This window comes from Streptomyces sp. P3 (assembly GCF_003032475.1).
In the GTDB taxonomy this organism is placed as follows: domain Bacteria; phylum Actinomycetota; class Actinomycetes; order Streptomycetales; family Streptomycetaceae; genus Streptomyces.
On sequence record NZ_CP028369.1, the window covers coordinates 234,454 to 251,078 of the forward strand.

Here is a 16,625-nt window from a genome sequence, read left to right on the forward strand (position 1 = left end):
CGACGACGTCAGACGGCCGCGAACCCACATCGGACGACAGAAACGGTCGCTTCGGCACGGCATGAGGGTGCTCGACCAACCAGGAGGAACTGTGAGCAGCGATCGGGACGGCATCCGCGGGGGCTGGGCCACACCCGGCGATGACCAGCCCGACGCGGAATCCGCCGTCGAGGCTACGGGCGAGTTCACCATCGACTACGCGCCGCCGGCTTGGTACACGCAGAACGCGGGCGGCGGTGCGGCAGGAGCGACACCCGCGCCGGGAACGCCTGCCGCTCCTGCCGCACCGCCGGCCCCCGGAGTCCCGGGCGGCCCGGTCACGCCGCCTGCTCCGGGGGCGCCGTTCGGGTCGGCCACGCCTCCGCCGCCCGGCGCGCCTACGGCCCCTCCCGTGTCGACCGACCCCGCGAACGCCACGGGTGCGGTGAATCCCGTCGGCCCGGTGCACCCTGCCGGCCCGGTGAATCCGGCCGTGCCTCCTGCCGCGCCCTTCGCCGCCGAGCCGGCCCAGGTGCCCGGCGTTCCGCCGGCCGGCGGCTTCGAGCCGCAACCCCAAGCGCAGCCCCAACCCCATGTTCAGCCCCAGCCTCATGTTCAGCCGCAGTCCCAGGGACATCCGGCGGCGCCCTGGGGGGCTGCGGGCGCGGGCCTCGACGCAGGCGTCGCCGAGCGGGGCGACGACGACAACGGCGACCTCGAGAGCGGTGCCACCATGCGCTTCTCGTCGGCCGCTCTCCGGCGTGACATCGCGAAGGCGGAACACGGCGCCACGGTGCAGGCCGAACCCGAGAAGCCCGCGGAGAGGGACGACACCGTCGCGGCCGACAACGAAACACCCGTCGACGCGACGGGTGCCGCAGGTGCCGACGAGACTCCCGTCGAGCCCGTCCACGCCGACGAGCCGGCCGAGTCCCCCGGAACGGCCACGGATTCCTCCCCTGAGGTCTCCCCGGTGTCCGAGGGCGCTGAGACAACCGCCTCCCCGGATGCGTCGGACCCGTCCGCGTCCGTGGCCACGGACGCGGACGGTGACACCGCCGCCGAGGCGGAAGCGCCCGCGGAGGCGCAGGCGGACGCGGACGCGGACGCCCCTGCGGACGCGAAGGCGAATGCTCAGGCGGAGGCGCAGGCGCAGGCGGACGCCACTGCCGGGGCCCAGCCGGAGACCGGGCCCACGGCTCTGCCCGAGGGCCCGGACGCCGGTGGCGCGACGGAACCGACACCCGACAACGCCGCCGTGGCCGCCGCCGCGGAATCCGCAGCCGAGTCGGGCGGCGTTCCGCAGGGCGACGCTGCCGCTCCCCAGCACGCCGTTCCCGCCGCCCCGGCCGCCTGGACGCCCCCGCCGGCTCCACACGCCGAACTGCCACCGCTGCCGCCGTCGTACGAGCCCGCGGCCCCTGCGGCGGCGGCCCAGTGGCCGGCACAGCCGCAGCCGGCCGACGCCGTGGCCCAGGCCCCGGCCGGCTGGAACCCGGCGGCCCAGCAGCCCGCTCCGGCCGGACCGCAGCCCGGTTACGGCTTCCCTCACCCCCCGTCCCCCCAGGCCCCACAGCCGCATGCCCAGGCCCCGGCCCCGCAGCAGCCCCAGGCCCCGCAGCCGGGCTACGGTTTTCCGCCGCCCGGCGTCGCTCCCGCACCGAACCCGCCAGGCGTCCCCGGCGGTTACGGCTTCCCGCAGCACAACGCGGGCCCTGCGACGTCTCCCGCCGCTCCTGCTCATGCTCCGATGCCGGGCTCCCAGCCGATGCCTCCGGCCGCCCGGCCGCCCGCGGCACCCGGCGGTCACGGCTTCCCCCAGCACCACGCGGATCCAGCGGCGCCCCCCGCCGCAGCCGCGCAACAGCCGCACCCGACGCCGCCTGCCGTCCCCGGTGGCTACGGCTTCCCCCAGCCACCCGCGCCACAGGCCCCGCAGGCCCCGCAGGCCCCGCAGGCCCCGCAGGCCCCGCAGCCGCAGGTTGCCCAGGCACCCCAGATCCAGCCGGGATTCCCCCAGCCCGGATTCCCGCAGCCGGGGATTCCGCAGCAGGGCGACGGACAGCCCCCGGTGGCGCAGCCGACCTCGGCGCCTCAGCCGACCCCGCCTGCCGCCCCCGGCGCCTACGGCTTCCCCCAGCCACCCGCGCCCCAGGCACCGCAGCCCGAGCAGCCGCATACACCGCAGGTCTCCCAGCAGCCGGTCGATCCCCGGGCCGGGGCCGCCTGGCCGCAGCCGATCCAGCACGACCAGCGGCAGCCGGTCAACCCCGGTGCCGCGCCCCTGGGTTACACGGCCGCCGTGGAGCTGTCGTCCGACCGACTGCTCAACAACAAGAAGCAGAAGGCGAAGAGTGGCCGACCGACCGCCGCGTCCTCCCGCTTCAAGCTCGGCGGGAAGAAGGAGGAGGCGGAGCGTCAGCGCAAACTGGAGCTGATCCGCACGCCGGTGCTGTCGTGCTACCGGATCGCCGTCATCAGCCTCAAGGGCGGCGTGGGCAAGACCACGACGACCACCGCGCTCGGCGCCACCCTCGCCACCGAACGCCAGGACAAGATCCTCGCGATCGACGCCAACCCGGACGCCGGCACGCTCGGCCGACGGGTGCGCCGGGAGACGGGAGCCACGATCCGTGACCTCGTCCAGGCGATCCCGTACCTCAACTCCTACATGGACATCCGGCGGTTCACCTCCCAGGCGCCCTCCGGCCTGGAGATCATCGCCAACGACGTCGACCCGGCGGTGTCCACGGCCTTCAACGACGAGGACTACCGGCGCGCGATCGAGGTGCTCGGCAACCAGTACCCGATCATCCTCACCGACTCCGGCACCGGTCTGCTCTACAGCGCGATGCGCGGGGTGCTCGACCTCGCCGACCAGCTCATCATCATCTCCACGCCGTCCGTGGACGGCGCGAGCAGCGCCAGCACGACGCTGGACTGGCTGTCCGCGCACGGATACGCCGAGCTCGTCTCGCGGTCCCTCACCGTGATCTCCGGGGTGCGCGAGACCGGCAAGATGATCAAGGTGGACGACATCGTGTCGCACTTCGAGACCCGCTGCCGCGGTGTGGTCGTGGTGCCGTTCGACGAGCACCTCGCCGCGGGCGCGGAGGTGGACCTCGACATGATGCGGCCGAAGGTGCGCGAGGCGTACTTCAACCTCACGGCGTTGGTCGCGGAGGACTTCATCCGCCACCAGCAGCGTCAGGGGCTGTGGACCAACGACGGCAACCCGCCCCCGGTGGCCGCCCCGCCCATGCCCGGACAGCCGATGCCCGGACAGCCCATGCCGGGGCAATCCCTGCCCGGACAGCCCGCGCCTGGACAGTCCTATCCGTCCCAGGCGGGCTATCCCTATCCGCCGCAGGCGCCCCAGCCCGGCCAGCCGTTCCCGCAGCAGGCGGTGCCCCAGGGACAGCCGCCGGCCCAGCCGTACCCGCAGCAGCCGGGTCAGCCGTACCCGCCGTATCCGCAGCAACAGCAACCGCCACAGCAACAGCAACCGGGCCAGGAGCCCTACACCCAGCACCAGCCCCAGCACCCGCAACAACCGCATCCGGGGTACCCCCCGGCCGGTTACGGCTATCCGCAGCAGCACGAACAGCCCGAACAGCCGCCGTACCCCCAGGCTCCCGAGGCGCCGCAAGCGCCCCAGCCTCAACCGCCGCAGCAGTAGCAGTACCGAGCACCCGGAGAAATGACCGAGGGGCGGCAGGTGTCCTGGACACCTGCCGCCCCTCGGCCGTTCACCGGACGGGCCGAACCAGCCCACCGGTCACCGCTGCCGCATCCTGCTACTGCTCCTGCGCCGCCACCAGTTCCCGGCAGCGCTTCACGTCCTCGGCCATCTGCTCCAACAGCCCGTCCAAGGAGTCGAACTTCGCCTGGCCGCGCACGAAGGCCAGGAAGTCGACGGCGACGTGCAGACCGTAGAGGTCGAGACCGACGCGGTCGATGGCGTACGCCTCCACCGTGCGTTCGGTGCCGTCGAACTGCGGGTTGGTGCCGACGGAGATCGCGGCGGGCATCGCCTCGCCGTCCACGTGCAGCCAGCCCGCGTAGACACCGTCCGCCGGGATCGCCGTGTGGGGCAGGGTCTCGACGTTGGCGGTCGGGAAACCGAGCTCGCGCCCGCGCTGGGCCCCGCGCACCACGACGCCCTCCACCCGGTGCGGACGGCCGAGGATCTCCGCCGCGCCCGCGAGGTCGCCCTCGGCGACCAGACGCCGGGTCAGGGTCGAGGAGAACGGTTCGCCACCGCCGGCCTCGCCGCGCACGTAGAGGTCGACGACCTCCACCTCGAAGTCGTACACCTTGCCCTGCTCGGTGAGGAACTCGACGTTGCCCGCCGCCTTGTGGCCGAAGCGGAAGTTCGGTCCCTCGACGACGGCCCTGGCGTGCAGCCTGTCGACCAGGACCTTCACGACGAACTCGGCAGGGGAGAGCTTCGAGAACCCGGTGGTGAACGGCAGGATGAGAACGGCGTCGACCCCCAGGTCCGCCATCAGTTCGGCGCGGCGGTGGTGCGGGGCGAGCAGGGGCGGATGGCTGCCGGGACGGACGACTTCGCTGGGGTGCGGGTCGAAGGTGACGACGACGGCCGGAACGCCCAGCTCGCGGGCCCGGTCCACGGCGTGCCGGATGATCAGCTGGTGACCCCGGTGGACACCGTCGTAGGAGCCGATGGTGACGACGCTGCGTCCCCAGTCCTCGGGGATGTCTGCCAAGCCACGCCAGCGCTGCACTGTGACCGCTCCTCGAACCCTTGTCCGTGTCTGTTCTTGCCTCTTACGCAGGTCTAAGGGTGCCATGCCGGGTGCTTCCCGCCCGCATCGGCATGGAGGCTGTGACCCGGCCCACGTGAGACGGCCCACGTGGGCGAGCCGCATGACAGCCCCAGGACCCGGCTCGCGCACCGCGGCGTCACACCGTCACACGCGGTCCCGCCCCGCTCACCGATTCCCATTCACTCCCCGCCCCCTCCCCCGACCCTGCCCCGGCCCGTGCCACGCCCCCGCCCACGCCCCCGCCCCCGGCCCCGGCCCCGGCCCCGGCCCCGGCCAGGTTCTCCAGAGCGCGACGGCCGCTGGGGCCGACCACGCCTGCCCACTCCCCCGGCGCCTCCGTCAGCCACTCCACCGCCCGCACCGCGAAGCCCGGCACATGCCGGCCCAGGTCGGCCAGCCCGCGGTCGAAGCAGGTCGCGCCTTGCGGGGTGCGGACGAGGACGTGGCCGATGCGGTGGACGAGGTCGCGCAGGTCGTCGCCGTCGCGGCCCGCGGCCGCGTACAGGACGGCGTACAGGACCGCGGGGCCTGCTCACGGGCGAGGAGGTACTCCAGGAACTCGTCCCGCAGCGGGCGGGACCCGGGCGCGCCCGGGGCGGCCAGCACCCCGGCCAGCGCGGCTCGGACCGGCTCCGGGCTCCCGTCGGTCAACAGGCCGGTGACCAGCGGGAGGAGCAGGGCGCGGGCGTCGGGCCCGTGGTCGAGACGTCGGTCGACGTACGCGGCCACATGTCCTGCGCACTCCGGCCGGCGCTCTCCGGCCTCCCGGACCAGGACGGCGATCCGGCGGGCCGGGTCGGGAGGGCTGGTGACGTCGGCGAGCGTCCGCAGGATCCTGCCCGCGTCCGCGCGGTCGGTGCCGAGCAGCCGCGCCCGGAACGCGTGCAGCACCGGCCCGGGGTCGGTGGACAGGGCGGGCAGCAGCGCGCCGGGCGGGAGATACGGGTCGTCGCCCGCCGCGAACCTCTCCAGGGCCCGCACCAGGTGCCCCGGGCGGGTCTCGGGGTCGCGGACGAGGAGGGCGAGCGCCCCGCCGTGCAGCGCGCCGTCGGCGGGACGGGCGAGCAGGTCCAGGGCGGCGTGCCGCAGCAGTCGGCGGTCGGCCTCCGTGTCCACCTGCGGCGCGGCGCGCAGGGCGTGTGCGACCGCCGCGACCCGCCGGGCCGGGCGCTCGTCGTGTGCCCAGCGGTCGACGGCCCGGCACAGCGCGGACGGCTCCTCCTCGGCCAGCACGGCGAGCAGCTCGGCGGCGCGGTGGTGGGTGCAGTCGACGAGCACGTCGGTGAGGTCGTCGAGGGCCCGTCGCCGATGGGTGTGCAGCAGGGCCTGCGCGGCCGTCGCCACCGTGGCGTGCGGGGCCGCGGGCAGCGGCCGCTCGTCGTCGAACCAGTGGGTGAGGTGCGGCTGCACGGCGGCCGGGTCGGCCGCGAGCAGACCTGCCACGACGTCCAGGTAGCGGGGCGCGTCCGCGTCGCGGGGGGCGCCGTCGGCGAGGACCAGACGGCGCAGGAGGTCGAGGCGGGCGTCGCAGGGGAGGGCCAGTTCCGTCCAGAATCCGGGGCCGAAGTCCGCGAAGGGGCCGTCCGTCTCGGCGGCGCAGGAGCCGATGCGGTCCGCGAGCAGGCGCAGGACGCCCGTGTACGGCGTCGCGTCCGGCACGCGCAGCAGGGTTCCGGCGAGCAGCCGGGCGGCCCACCAGGAGCCCGGATCGGCCTCCAGGGAGTGGATCAGCTCGCGCAATCGCGCGGCGAGCCGGTGGGGGCCCTGGTGCCGGCCCAGGAGCAGCAGGGCCTGGAGCACGGGGCCGATGCGGTGATGCGGCACGGGCGGCAGGCGGTCGCCGCCGGGCGCGTCGGGGCCGTGGACCAGGGCGCGCAGCGCCTCGTCCAGGTCGAGATGGAAGCCCTGGATCCAGTCGGCGAGTTCCTCGTGGGCGAAGCGGTAGCCGCCGCCCGCGGGCACCAGGAGGCCCTCGGCGAGGACGGCCGACGCCCAGCCGCTGCCGCCGCCGAGCCGGGCGGGCGCCGGCCCCCAGGGGAACACCGCTTCGAACGAGGCACGGTCCAGCTGGCCCTGCCCCGGTCCCAGACTGCGGCGGGCGGCCTCGTGGACCTGTCCGGAGACCTTCGCCGCCAGACGGCGCACGGCCGCGCCCCGCAGTCCGTTCTCGACGGCGATCCGGACGGCGACGCGCAGGCACATCAGGTCGAGGTGGGCGGCGAAGACGTCGTCCCGGTCTACGGGGGTTCGGCCGACCTGCGTCCGGTCGGCCTGGGGCCGGTCCGCGGGGCCGGGCAGGGCGGCACGGATCTCCGAGAGGAGGCGGAGGGTGAGGGGGTGACGGTCGTCGGGCGCGGCGAGCGCGGTCTCGGGGACGGCGTAACGGGCTCGGGCCTCGCACGCCTCGTCGGGCGTGAGGTCGCCGAGGCGGACGCAGGGCGGGAGCGGGCCCGACGGCGCCGCGGTCCCGTACAGCGTCTCCGGCGGGAACTGCGCGCCCGCCCGCTCCCAGTACTCCGCCCGGCACGCGACCACCAGTCGGGCGCCGGTCTCCCGCAGCCAGTCGGCGGTGTTCTCGGTCCAGTCGGCGAGCCGGTGGGCGAGGACCGGGGACATCTCCTCGGGGCCGTCGAGGAGCAGCAGCAGGGGGCGGCCCGCGGCCCGGGCGACACAGGCCAGCCGCTCGGGGGTGACGTCGTCCGGACCGGCACCGCCCGACGAGTGGCCGGACGAGCCGACGCCGGACCCACTCGGTGCGGCCGCCCTGCCCGAGGCCCCCTCCGTCCCTGGCGTCTGCGCCGTCCCCGCCGTCCCTGACGTCTCCGCCGTCTGTGAGGTCCCCGGTGGGTGCGGTGGGCCGGGGACCGCCGTCCGCGGCGTGCTCCGCCCCGCGGACACGATGCGTGCCGCCCTGGCCAGGGTGCGGCGGACCGCGTCCGCGAGCGAGTCGTCCTCGGCCCGCAGGTCGGCGCCGCGCAGCCACAGGGTGGGAGCCTGGCCGGATGCCCGGTAGCGGCGGGCGGCGAGCGCCGCGAGCTCCGTCGTCCGGCCGCTGCCGGGTGCTCCGACGAGGCCGAGGACGGCCGCCGGACTCACCGCGAAGGCGGCGAACTCCCTTGTGGGGTGCGCGCGTTCCACCGGGGCCGTCGCGGCGGGGCGGGAACCGCCGGCGGTGCCGCCGAGGCAGCCGGACAGCGCGCCGGGTGGCCCGTCGGACGCGACGGAGGTGGCCGTCAGCTCCAGGACGCCCGCCAGATTGAGGTCCGCGCCGTAGGCGGGCACGGTCGCCGCGTTGCGGGCGAGCAGTTCGGCCAGGGACCCGGCGGCCTGAGCCGGTGCCGCCCGCACATCGCCCTCCCCCGGCGGCGAACCGCCGTACGGCACCGCGACAGCCGGCGCGGGGGCCGGACCGGTGCCCGCGGCCCCGGCCATGTCCCGGCATCGGTACCCGTGTCCGAGCCCGACCCCGAGCCCGACCCCGAACCCGTGTCGGGTCTCTCGCGGCGGCACTGCCGACCGGGCACCCGTCGAGACATCGTCCCCGGTGCCAAGTCCGTGGCCCTGACCCACACCGGCGCCTGCCGCGGGACCGACTCCGCCTCCGGCCGCCGGACCGCCGGCGCCCGCCGGGCCCTCTTCGCTCACCGGTGCGTCACCGGGCGGCGTCGGGGGCGTGGGGCGCAGGGCGACGGCGAAGCCGCTGTCGCGGGTGCCGGAGCACAGTGCCGTGCCGAGGACGGCGACGACCGCACCGGTGGTGGCGTCGAGGACCGGCCCGCCGGCCGCGCCGCCGCCAGGCCTCAGCGCGTCCCGGCCCGCCGTGCCGATCGCCAGCTCGACGGCCCCGCCGAGCTGGTGGAGTCGGTCCGTGGCCGTGTACGTCACGGGCGTCCGGGCCAGGACCCGCGCCTCGCGCCAGCAGCCGGCGGCGAGCCGGACGTACCGGCCGGGCTCGACGCCCTCCCGTACGGTCACCGGCAACGGGTCCGCGCCGAGGCCTTCGGTGCGGACGAGTGCCAGATCGAGCTCGGGCAGCGGGGTGACCGCGTCGGCGCTCACGACGCAGCTGCGGTCGCCCGCGGCGTGCACCACGAGCCGGGAGAGGCCGTCGACGGTCTCGTGGCTGGTGAGCACCGTGCCGTGGTGGTCGGCGACGAAGCCGGCGCCGCGTGGCCGGCCGGCCAGGTCGCGGATGTGGACCAGGGAGGCGTCGGCGCCGAAGGGGACGCCGGGATCTTCGTCGCGGGTGCCGCGAGGATCCGTCCGGCCGTCCCGCGATCCGCCCCACAGGGAGTCGTGCCGCGGGGTCCGCGGGCCCCGTCCCGCCATCGCCGTACCTCCCACCGCGCCCACGTGCCCTCCGGTCGACGGTAGGCGCGAATGATCAGCGGGACGGATCGCGGAACGAAAGCGCCCCCCTGCGCTCCCTCGGTTCACTCCGAGCGCCTGCCCGGACGGGTGAATGAACACCCGGCGTCGGACGCAGCCTAAGGGTGGGGGAACCGAGGGGGGACCGTGGAGCGGCGGCGCAGAACCCCGTGTTCGCCGCTCCACGGGCGGACCGGACGGGAGGACGGCTCAGCCGAGCACGGCGAGGCTCTTCGCCTTGCCCTTCTGCTCCTCCACCAGGGCCAGGAAGCGGCCCTCGGGGTCGAACACGGCCACCGCGCCCGCGCCCGCGTACTCGTCGGGCATCTCCAGGCGTACGCCGTTCAGGAGCAGCCGTGCGCGCCTCGCGTCCACGTTCCAGCGGGGGAAGGCCGCGGCTGCGGCGTCGGCGATCGGCAGCACGCTCAGCTCCTGCTGCAGCTGGTCGAGCGTCCTCGCCGCGTCCAGCTTGTACGGGCCGACACGGGTGCGGCGCAGGGCGGTGAGGTGGCCGCCGACGCCGAGGTCCGCGCCCAGGTCCCGGGCGAGGGCGCGAATGTAGGTGCCGGAGGAGCAGACGACCGACACCACCAGGTCCGTGACCGGGGTGCCGTCCTCGGCGACGGCGTCACGGACGTCGTACACCGAGAAGGCCGAGACGGTGACCGGGCGGGCCGGGATCTCGAATTCCTCGCCGTCCCTGGCGCGCTTGTAGGAGCGGACGCCGTCGATCTTGATGGCGCTGACCTTGGACGGCACCTGCATGATGTCGCCGCTCAGCTTGGCGATGCCCGCGTCGATCGCGTCCCGGGTGACCTTCGAGGCGTCCGTGGACCCCGTGATCTCGCCCTCCGCGTCGTCCGTCAGGGTCGTCTGGCCGAGCCTGATCGTGCCCAGGTACTCCTTCTCGGTGAGCGCGAGATGCCCGAGGAGCTTGGTCGCCTTCTCGACGCCGAGGACGAGGACGCCCGTCGCCATCGGGTCGAGCGTGCCGGCGTGGCCGACGCGGCGGGTCCGGGCGATCCCCCGCATCTTGGCCACGACGTCGTGCGAAGTGAAGCCCGACGGCTTGTCGACGATGACAAGGCCGTCGGGCGTGTTCTGCTTGCCGTTCATCAGGCGTCAGTCGTCCGTCTCGTCCTCGTCGCCGGGCTTGCGGTACGGGTCGGCCTCACCGGCGTACCCGGCGCCCGCGGACACCTCGCGGACCTTCTCGTCGGCGGCGCGCGCCCTGTCGAGGAGGTCGTCGATGGTGCGGGCGTTGTCCGGCAGGGCGTCGGCCACGAAGGCCAGCGTCGGCGTGAACTTCACACCGGCCGCACGGCCCACCTCGGACCGCAGGACGCCCTTGGCGCTCTCCAGGCCCGCGGCCGCGGCCGCCCGCTCCTCGTCGTCGCCGTACACGGTGTAGAAGACGGTCGCTTCCCTGAGGTCGCCGGTCACCCGGGTGTCCGTGATGGTGACGTGGGAACCGAGCCGCGGGTCCTTGATCCCACGCTGCAGCTTCTGGGCCACCACCTCTCGGATGAGGTCCGCCAGCCTCTTGGCGCGCGCGTTGTCGGCCACTGGTCCGTCTCCCGTTCTTTCCTTGTTGCGTTCTTCACGTGGTCGGTCGGTGTCAGTCGTCGTCGCCGTGGAGGCGGCGTCTGACCGACAGCAGCTCCACTTCGGGGCGGGCGGCCACCAGCCGTTCGCACCGGTCCAGGACGTCGGTCAGATGCTCCGTGTCACCGGAGACCACGGCGAGGCCGATCTCGGCCCTGCGGTGGAGGTTCTGATTGTCCACCTCGGCCGCGCTCACCGCGTACTTGCGCTGGAGCTCGGCGACGATCGGACGGATGACGGAGCGCTTCTCCTTCAGCGAGTGCACGTCGCCGAGGAGAAGGTCGAAGGACAGTGTCCCCACGTACATGTGTAACCGGTTCACCCGCCGGTACGGGATCGACGGCCCTGCCGCCAGGGGGCAGGGACATCAAGAACGGTACAGCGTTCACGGCGTGGACTCGACGGGGTTTCGCCCGCTCACACGCCCGCCGGACGCCGCACCGGCCGGCGGGGAAGGATCCCCCGCCGGCCGGTGCGCACCACGGGTGCCTACACCCGCGGCTTCTCGCGCATCTCGTACGTCGCGATGACGTCGTCGATCTTGATGTCGTTGAAGTTTCCGAGGTTGATACCGCCCTCGTAGCCTTCGCGGATCTCGGTGACGTCGTCCTTGAAGCGGCGCAGGCCCTCGATGTTGAGGTTCTCCGCGATGACCTTGCCGTCGCGGATGAGGCGCGCCTTGGTGTTGCGCTTGACCTCGCCCGAGCGGACCAGGACACCGGCGATGTTGCCCAGCTTGGACGACTTGAAGATCTCGCGGATCTCCGCCGTGCCGAGCTCGACCTCCTCGTACTCCGGCTTCAGCATGCCCTTCAGGGCCGCCTCGATCTCCTCGATCGCCTGGTAGATGACCGAGTAGTACCGGACGTCGACACCCTCGCGCTCGGCCATCTGCGCCGCGCGGCCCGCCGCACGAACGTTGAAGCCGATGACGATGGCGTCCGAGCCCATGGCCAGGTCGATGTCCGACTCCGTGACCGCACCGACGCCGCGGTGCAGGACGCGGATGTCGACCTCTTCGCCGACGTCCAGCTGGAGCAGGGAGGACTCGAGGGCCTCCACCGAACCAGAAGCGTCACCCTTGATGATCAGGTTCAGCTGCTGGACCTCGCCGGCCTTCAGGGCGGCGTCCAGGTTCTCCAGGGAGAACCTGCGCGTGCGCTTGGCGAAGGCGGCGTTCCGCTCGCGGGCGGCACGCTTCTCGGCGATCTGGCGGGCGGTGCGGTCCTCGTCGACGACGAGGAAGTTGTCGCCCGCACCCGGGACGTTGGTCAGGCCCAGGACCTGGACCGGCGTCGACGGGCCGGCCTCGGCGACGTTGTTGCCGTTGTCGTCGAGCATGGCGCGCACCCGGCCGTAGGCGTCGCCCACGACCATCGTGTCGCCGACCCGCAGGGTGCCTCGCTGCACGAGGACCGTCGCCACGGCGCCGCGGCCGCGGTCGAGACGGGACTCGATCGAGATGCCCTGCGCGTCCTGGCTGGGGTTGGCCCGCAGGTCGAGCGAGGCGTCGGCCGTGAGGATCACGGCCTCCAGCAGCGAGTCGATGTTCAGACCCTGCTTGGCGGAGATGTCGACGAACATCGTGTCGCCGCCGTACTCCTCGGCCACCAGACCGAACTCGGTGAGCTGACCGCGCACCTTGGTCGGGTCGGCGCCCTCGACGTCGATCTTGTTGACCGCGACGACGATCGGGACCTCGGCCGCCTTGGCGTGGTTGAGCGCCTCGACCGTCTGCGGCATGACGCCGTCGTTGGCCGCGACGACCAGGATCGCGATGTCCGTCGACCGGGCACCACGGGCACGCATGGCGGTGAACGCCTCGTGACCCGGGGTGTCGATGAAGGTGATCGCGCGGTCCTCTTCGTTGACCTGGGTCGAGACCTGGTAGGCACCGATGTGCTGGGTGATGCCGCCGGCCTCGCCCGCGATGACGTTCGTCTTGCGGATGGCGTCGAGCAGTCGGGTCTTTCCGTGGTCGACGTGACCCATGACGGTGACGACCGGCGGGCGGACCACCAGGTCCTCCTCGTCGCCCTCGTCCTCGCCGAACTCGATGTCGAAGGACTCGAGCAGCTCGCGGTCCTCCTCCTCGGGGCTGACGATCTGGATCGTGTAGTTCATCTCGCCGGCGAGGACCTCGAGGGTCGCGTCGGAGACGGACTGCGTGGCCGTGACCATCTCGCCGAGGTTCATCATCACCGCGACGAGCGACGCCGGATTGGCGTTGATCTTCTCGGCGAAGTCGGTGAGGGACGCACCGCGCGACAGGCGAATGGTCTCGCCGTTGCCGCGAGGCAGCATCACGCCGCCGACCGACGGGGCCTGCATGGCCTCGTACTCCTGGCGCCTCTGCCGCTTCGACTTGCGACCGCGACGCGCGGGACCGCCGGGACGACCGAAGGCGCCCTGCGTGCCACCACGGCCACCGGGACCGCCGGGACGTCCGCCGAAGCCGGGACGACCGCCGCCGAAGCCGCCGCCGCCACCGGGACCGCCGCCGCCGGGACGACCGGCGAAGCCGCCACCGCCACCGGGACGGGCGCCGCCGCCGGGACCGGCCGGACGACCTGCGAAGCCGCCGCCGCCGGGACGACCGCCGCCGCCGGGACGACCCGCACCGCCGCCGCCACCCGGGCCGCGGCCGCCGGGGCCACCGCCGGGACGCGGGCCGGCAGCGGGACGCTGCGGCATCATGCCGGGGTTCGGACGCGGACCGCCGCCGGGACGCGGACCGCCGGGTCCGGCGCCCTGCGGGCGAGGCATGCCGCCCGGGCTCGGACGGGCGCCGCCCGGGGACTGCGGACGGGGACCGCCGCCCTGGCCGCCGGGGGCCTGGGGACGGGGACCGGCGCCGGGAGCACCCGGGCCGCCGGGACGCGGGGCGCCCTGCGGGCGGGGCGCCTGCGGACGCGCCATGCCGGCGTTGCCGCCGGACGTGAAGGGGTTGTTGCCCGGACGCGGGCCTGCCGGACGGGCACCGCCCGGACGGGGTGCGCCACCGGGACGCGGGCCCTGCGCGGCGGCCGGACGCTGACCGCGGTCACCGCGGTCACCACGGTCGCCGCGGTCCTGGCCCTGACCGGCGCCGGGGCGGCCGGCGGGACGGGGCGCGCCGGGGCGCGGTCCCTGCGAGGCCGGACGCGGAGCGGACTGGGCCGGAGCCGCGGGCTGGGCCGAAGCCGCCGGAGCGGCGGGGGCCGACGGCGGAGCGGTGAACTCCGGAGCGGCGGGGGCCGGACGCGGGGCGGGCTTGGGGCCCGGACGCGGGCCGGGGGTCGTCGGCGCGGGGGCCGACGGGACCGACGAGGCAGCAGGGGCGGCGGGAGCCGCGGGCTGCTGAGCCGTCGGAGGCTTGGGGGCGGCCGGCCGCGGAGCAGCCGGGCCCGGACGGGCCGACTGCGCCGGAGAGGGCGCGCCGGGCCTGGGGGCAGCCTTGCGGGGGGCGGGCTTGCCGCCGCCCTGGAAGGCGTCTGTCAGTTTGCGGACAACGGGCGCCTCGATCGTCGAGGACGCCGAACGGACGAATTCACCGAGTTCCTGGAGCTTGGCCATGACGACCTTGCTCTCCACCCCGAACTCCTTGGCGAGTTCGTATACCCGGACCTTAGCCACTTCGCTCCTTTTAGGTCCGGGTGTGTCCGGACCGTCGCTACTTCATGGGCGTACTCATCGCGTGCTCATCGAGTGCTCATCGCAATCTCGACCTACTTCCAACTCGCGGGGTACCAGAGCCGCACGGGGGTTCCGTGCGACGCCTTCTTACGGTGTTGCCTGCTCGGCAACGGTCGTCTGCTCGACGTACTGGCGCAACACCTTTGTGTCGAGCGCTCCCGGGGCTCGCAACGCCCTCGTGAACGCCCGCCGGCGTACCGCCTGATCGAGACAGAACGGGGCGGGATGCAGATACGCACCCCGGCCGGGCAGCGTACCGCGTGGATCAGGGACACATGCGTCCTTGATCGCCACGATGCGCAGCAGCTCCGTCTTGGCCGCTCGCTCCCGGCACCCCACACAGGTGCGTTCAGGGCATGCTCCGGCGTGCGTCCGGCCAGACACAGCTAAGTCTACCTCCCCGTGCCGACCTCACCCCTTCGGGGCAGGAGTCGAACACTTGCCGCACAGAACTCTGACGTGATCTCAGCCCACTCAGGCCGAGATCTATTCCTCCGTCTGTTCGGTGTCCGGGCGGATGTCGATGCGCCAGCCGGTCAGACGGGCGGCGAGGCGGGCGTTCTGCCCCTCCTTGCCGATCGCCAGGGACAGCTGGTAGTCCGGCACGGTCACGCGCGCGGAGCGGGCCCCGAGGTCCACGACCTCCACCTTGGAGACACGGGCCGGGGACAGGGCGTTCGCCACCATCTCGGCCGGGTCGTCCGACCAGTCCACGATGTCGATCTTCTCGCCGTTGAGCTCGCCCATGACGTTGCGCACCCGGCCGCCCATGGGGCCGATGCAGGCGCCCTTGGCGTTCAGGCCCGAACGGGTGGACCTGACGGCGATCTTCGTGCGGTGACCGGCCTCGCGGGCGATGGCGGCGATCTCGACGGACCCGTCGGCGATCTCCGGCACCTCCAGCGCGAAGAGCTTCTTCACCAGGTTGGGGTGCGTCCGGGAGAGGGTGACGGACGGGCCGCGCACGCCCTTCGCCACCCGGACGACGTACGACCGCAGTCGCAGGCCGTGCGGGTACGTCTCGCCGGGCACCTGCTCCTGCACCGGCAGGATGGCCTCCAGCTTGCCGATGTCCACGAGCACGTTCTTCGGGTCGCGGCCCTGCTGGACCACGCCGGTGACGATGTCGCCCTCACGGCCGGCGTACTCGCCGAGCGTCGCGTCGTCCTCGGCGTCGCGCAGGCGCTGCAGGATGACCTGCTTGGCCGTGGTGGCGGCGATACGGCCGAAGTCGGACGGGGTGTCGTCGAACGTCCGGGGCTCCTGCCCCTCCTCGAGGTCCTCGGGGTCCTCCTTCGCCCACACGGTCACGTGCCCCGATTGCCGGTCGAGCTCCACGCGCGCGTGACGGCGGCTTCCCTCGGTGCGGTGGTAGGCGATGAGGAGGGCCGACTCGATCGCCTCGACCAGCAGGTCGAAGGAGATCTCCTTCTCCCGCACCAAGCCCCGCAGGGCGCTCATGTCGATGTCCACGGCTACGCCTCCTCTTCCTTCTCGTTGCTGTCGCTCTGGTCGGCCGAGCCGTCCTTGCGGTTGAACTCGACCTGTACGCGCGCCTTGTCGACGTCGCCGAAGGCGAGTCGGCGGGCGGTGGCCTTGCGGCCCTTCACGCCGGGCACCTCGACGTCGAGCCCCTCGTCGTCGACCGTCAGGATCCGGGCGACCAGGTCGCCGCCCGCCCCGAGCTGGAACCGGACCAGCCGGCCGGTGGCGCGCACGTAGTGCCGGTGTTCGGTGAGGGCGCGCTCCGCGCCCGGGGTGCCGACCTCGAGGGTGTACTCGCCCTCGCCCATCGCGTCCGTCTCGTCGAGCTTCGCCGAGAGCGCACGGCTCACATCGGCGATCCGGTCCAGGTCCGCTCCGGTGTCGGAGTCGACGACGACGCTCAGCACTCTTCTGCGGCCTACCGAGTCCACGGTGATCTCTTCGAGATCCAGACCCTGGGAGGCGACGAGCGGTTCCAGGAGCTCTCGCAGCCTCTCGCTCTGGGTGGTGCTCATCCGGGTGACTCCTCGGCCGCGTGTGCTGTTGTGGGTGGGGGCTCGTGTCTGGTCAAAGGGTATCCGGTCGCAGGGAGTGTTGCCGTCCACCTGTGCACGGAGGGTGGCGGGGGCTCCCGCGCGCGGTGCCGCTGAGTGGTGCGCGCGGGGCGCGCGGGTACGGTGATCACGGGTTCGCCGCCCACCAGGACAGGTCCTGGTTCCGTAC

10 protein-coding genes are annotated in these 16,625 nt (G+C 73.9%); 1 reads left to right on the top strand and 9 read right to left on the bottom strand.

All coding sequences use genetic code 11. The features are described from left to right. Positions 1–91: 91 nt before the first annotated feature. Complete coding sequence (locus C6376_RS00890; RefSeq protein ID WP_107441642.1) at positions 92–3,658, top strand: SCO5717 family growth-regulating ATPase; 3,567 nt, start codon at positions 92–94, stop codon at positions 3,656–3,658. Between the two features lie 118 nt (positions 3,659–3,776). Here C6376_RS00890 and C6376_RS00895 read toward each other — a convergent pair whose 3' ends face one another. The 9 genes from C6376_RS00895 to rimP all read right to left on the bottom strand — a co-directional run bounded on the left by C6376_RS00895 (position 3,777) and on the right by rimP (position 16,417). Then, on the bottom strand, positions 3,777–4,727 hold the full coding sequence (locus C6376_RS00895; protein WP_107441643.1) for a bifunctional riboflavin kinase/FAD synthetase: 951 nt from the start codon (positions 4,725–4,727) through the stop codon (positions 3,777–3,779). Between the two features lie 381 nt (positions 4,728–5,108). After that, complete coding sequence (locus tag C6376_RS00900; protein ID WP_254075801.1) at positions 5,109–9,098, bottom strand: serine protease; 3,990 nt, start codon at positions 9,096–9,098, stop codon at positions 5,109–5,111. Between the two features lie 249 nt (positions 9,099–9,347). Further along, positions 9,348–10,253: a tRNA pseudouridine(55) synthase TruB gene (gene truB, locus C6376_RS00905; RefSeq protein ID WP_107441644.1), complete on the bottom strand. Its 906-nt coding sequence runs from the start codon at positions 10,251–10,253 to the stop codon at positions 9,348–9,350. A 6-nt stretch (positions 10,254–10,259) separates the two neighbouring features. Next, positions 10,260–10,703 carry a 30S ribosome-binding factor RbfA gene (rbfA, locus tag C6376_RS00910; RefSeq protein WP_107441645.1) on the bottom strand — a complete coding sequence of 148 codons (444 nt, stop codon included), beginning with the start codon at positions 10,701–10,703 and terminating at the stop codon, positions 10,260–10,262. A 52-nt stretch (positions 10,704–10,755) separates the two neighbouring features. Beyond that, positions 10,756–11,049 (bottom strand): DUF503 domain-containing protein, encoded by a 294-nt coding sequence (locus C6376_RS00915; protein ID WP_107441646.1) that lies wholly within the window; start codon positions 11,047–11,049, stop codon positions 10,756–10,758. 182 nt (positions 11,050–11,231) lie between these two features. Continuing rightward, entirely contained in the window at positions 11,232–14,357 is a 3,126-nt protein-coding gene (infB, locus tag C6376_RS00920; protein ID WP_107441647.1) for a translation initiation factor IF-2, read from the bottom strand. Between the two features lie 147 nt (positions 14,358–14,504). Further along, positions 14,505–14,801 (bottom strand): YlxR family protein, encoded by a 297-nt coding sequence (locus tag C6376_RS00925; protein ID WP_079041309.1) that lies wholly within the window; start codon positions 14,799–14,801, stop codon positions 14,505–14,507. Positions 14,802–14,903: 102 nt separating this feature from the next. Continuing rightward, entirely contained in the window at positions 14,904–15,890 is a 987-nt protein-coding gene (nusA, locus tag C6376_RS00930; protein WP_107441648.1) for a transcription termination factor NusA, read from the bottom strand. 2 nt (positions 15,891–15,892) lie between these two features. After that, positions 15,893–16,417: a ribosome maturation factor RimP gene (gene rimP, locus C6376_RS00935; RefSeq protein ID WP_107441649.1), complete on the bottom strand. Its 525-nt coding sequence runs from the start codon at positions 16,415–16,417 to the stop codon at positions 15,893–15,895. Between the last annotated feature and the right edge of the window lie 208 nt (positions 16,418–16,625).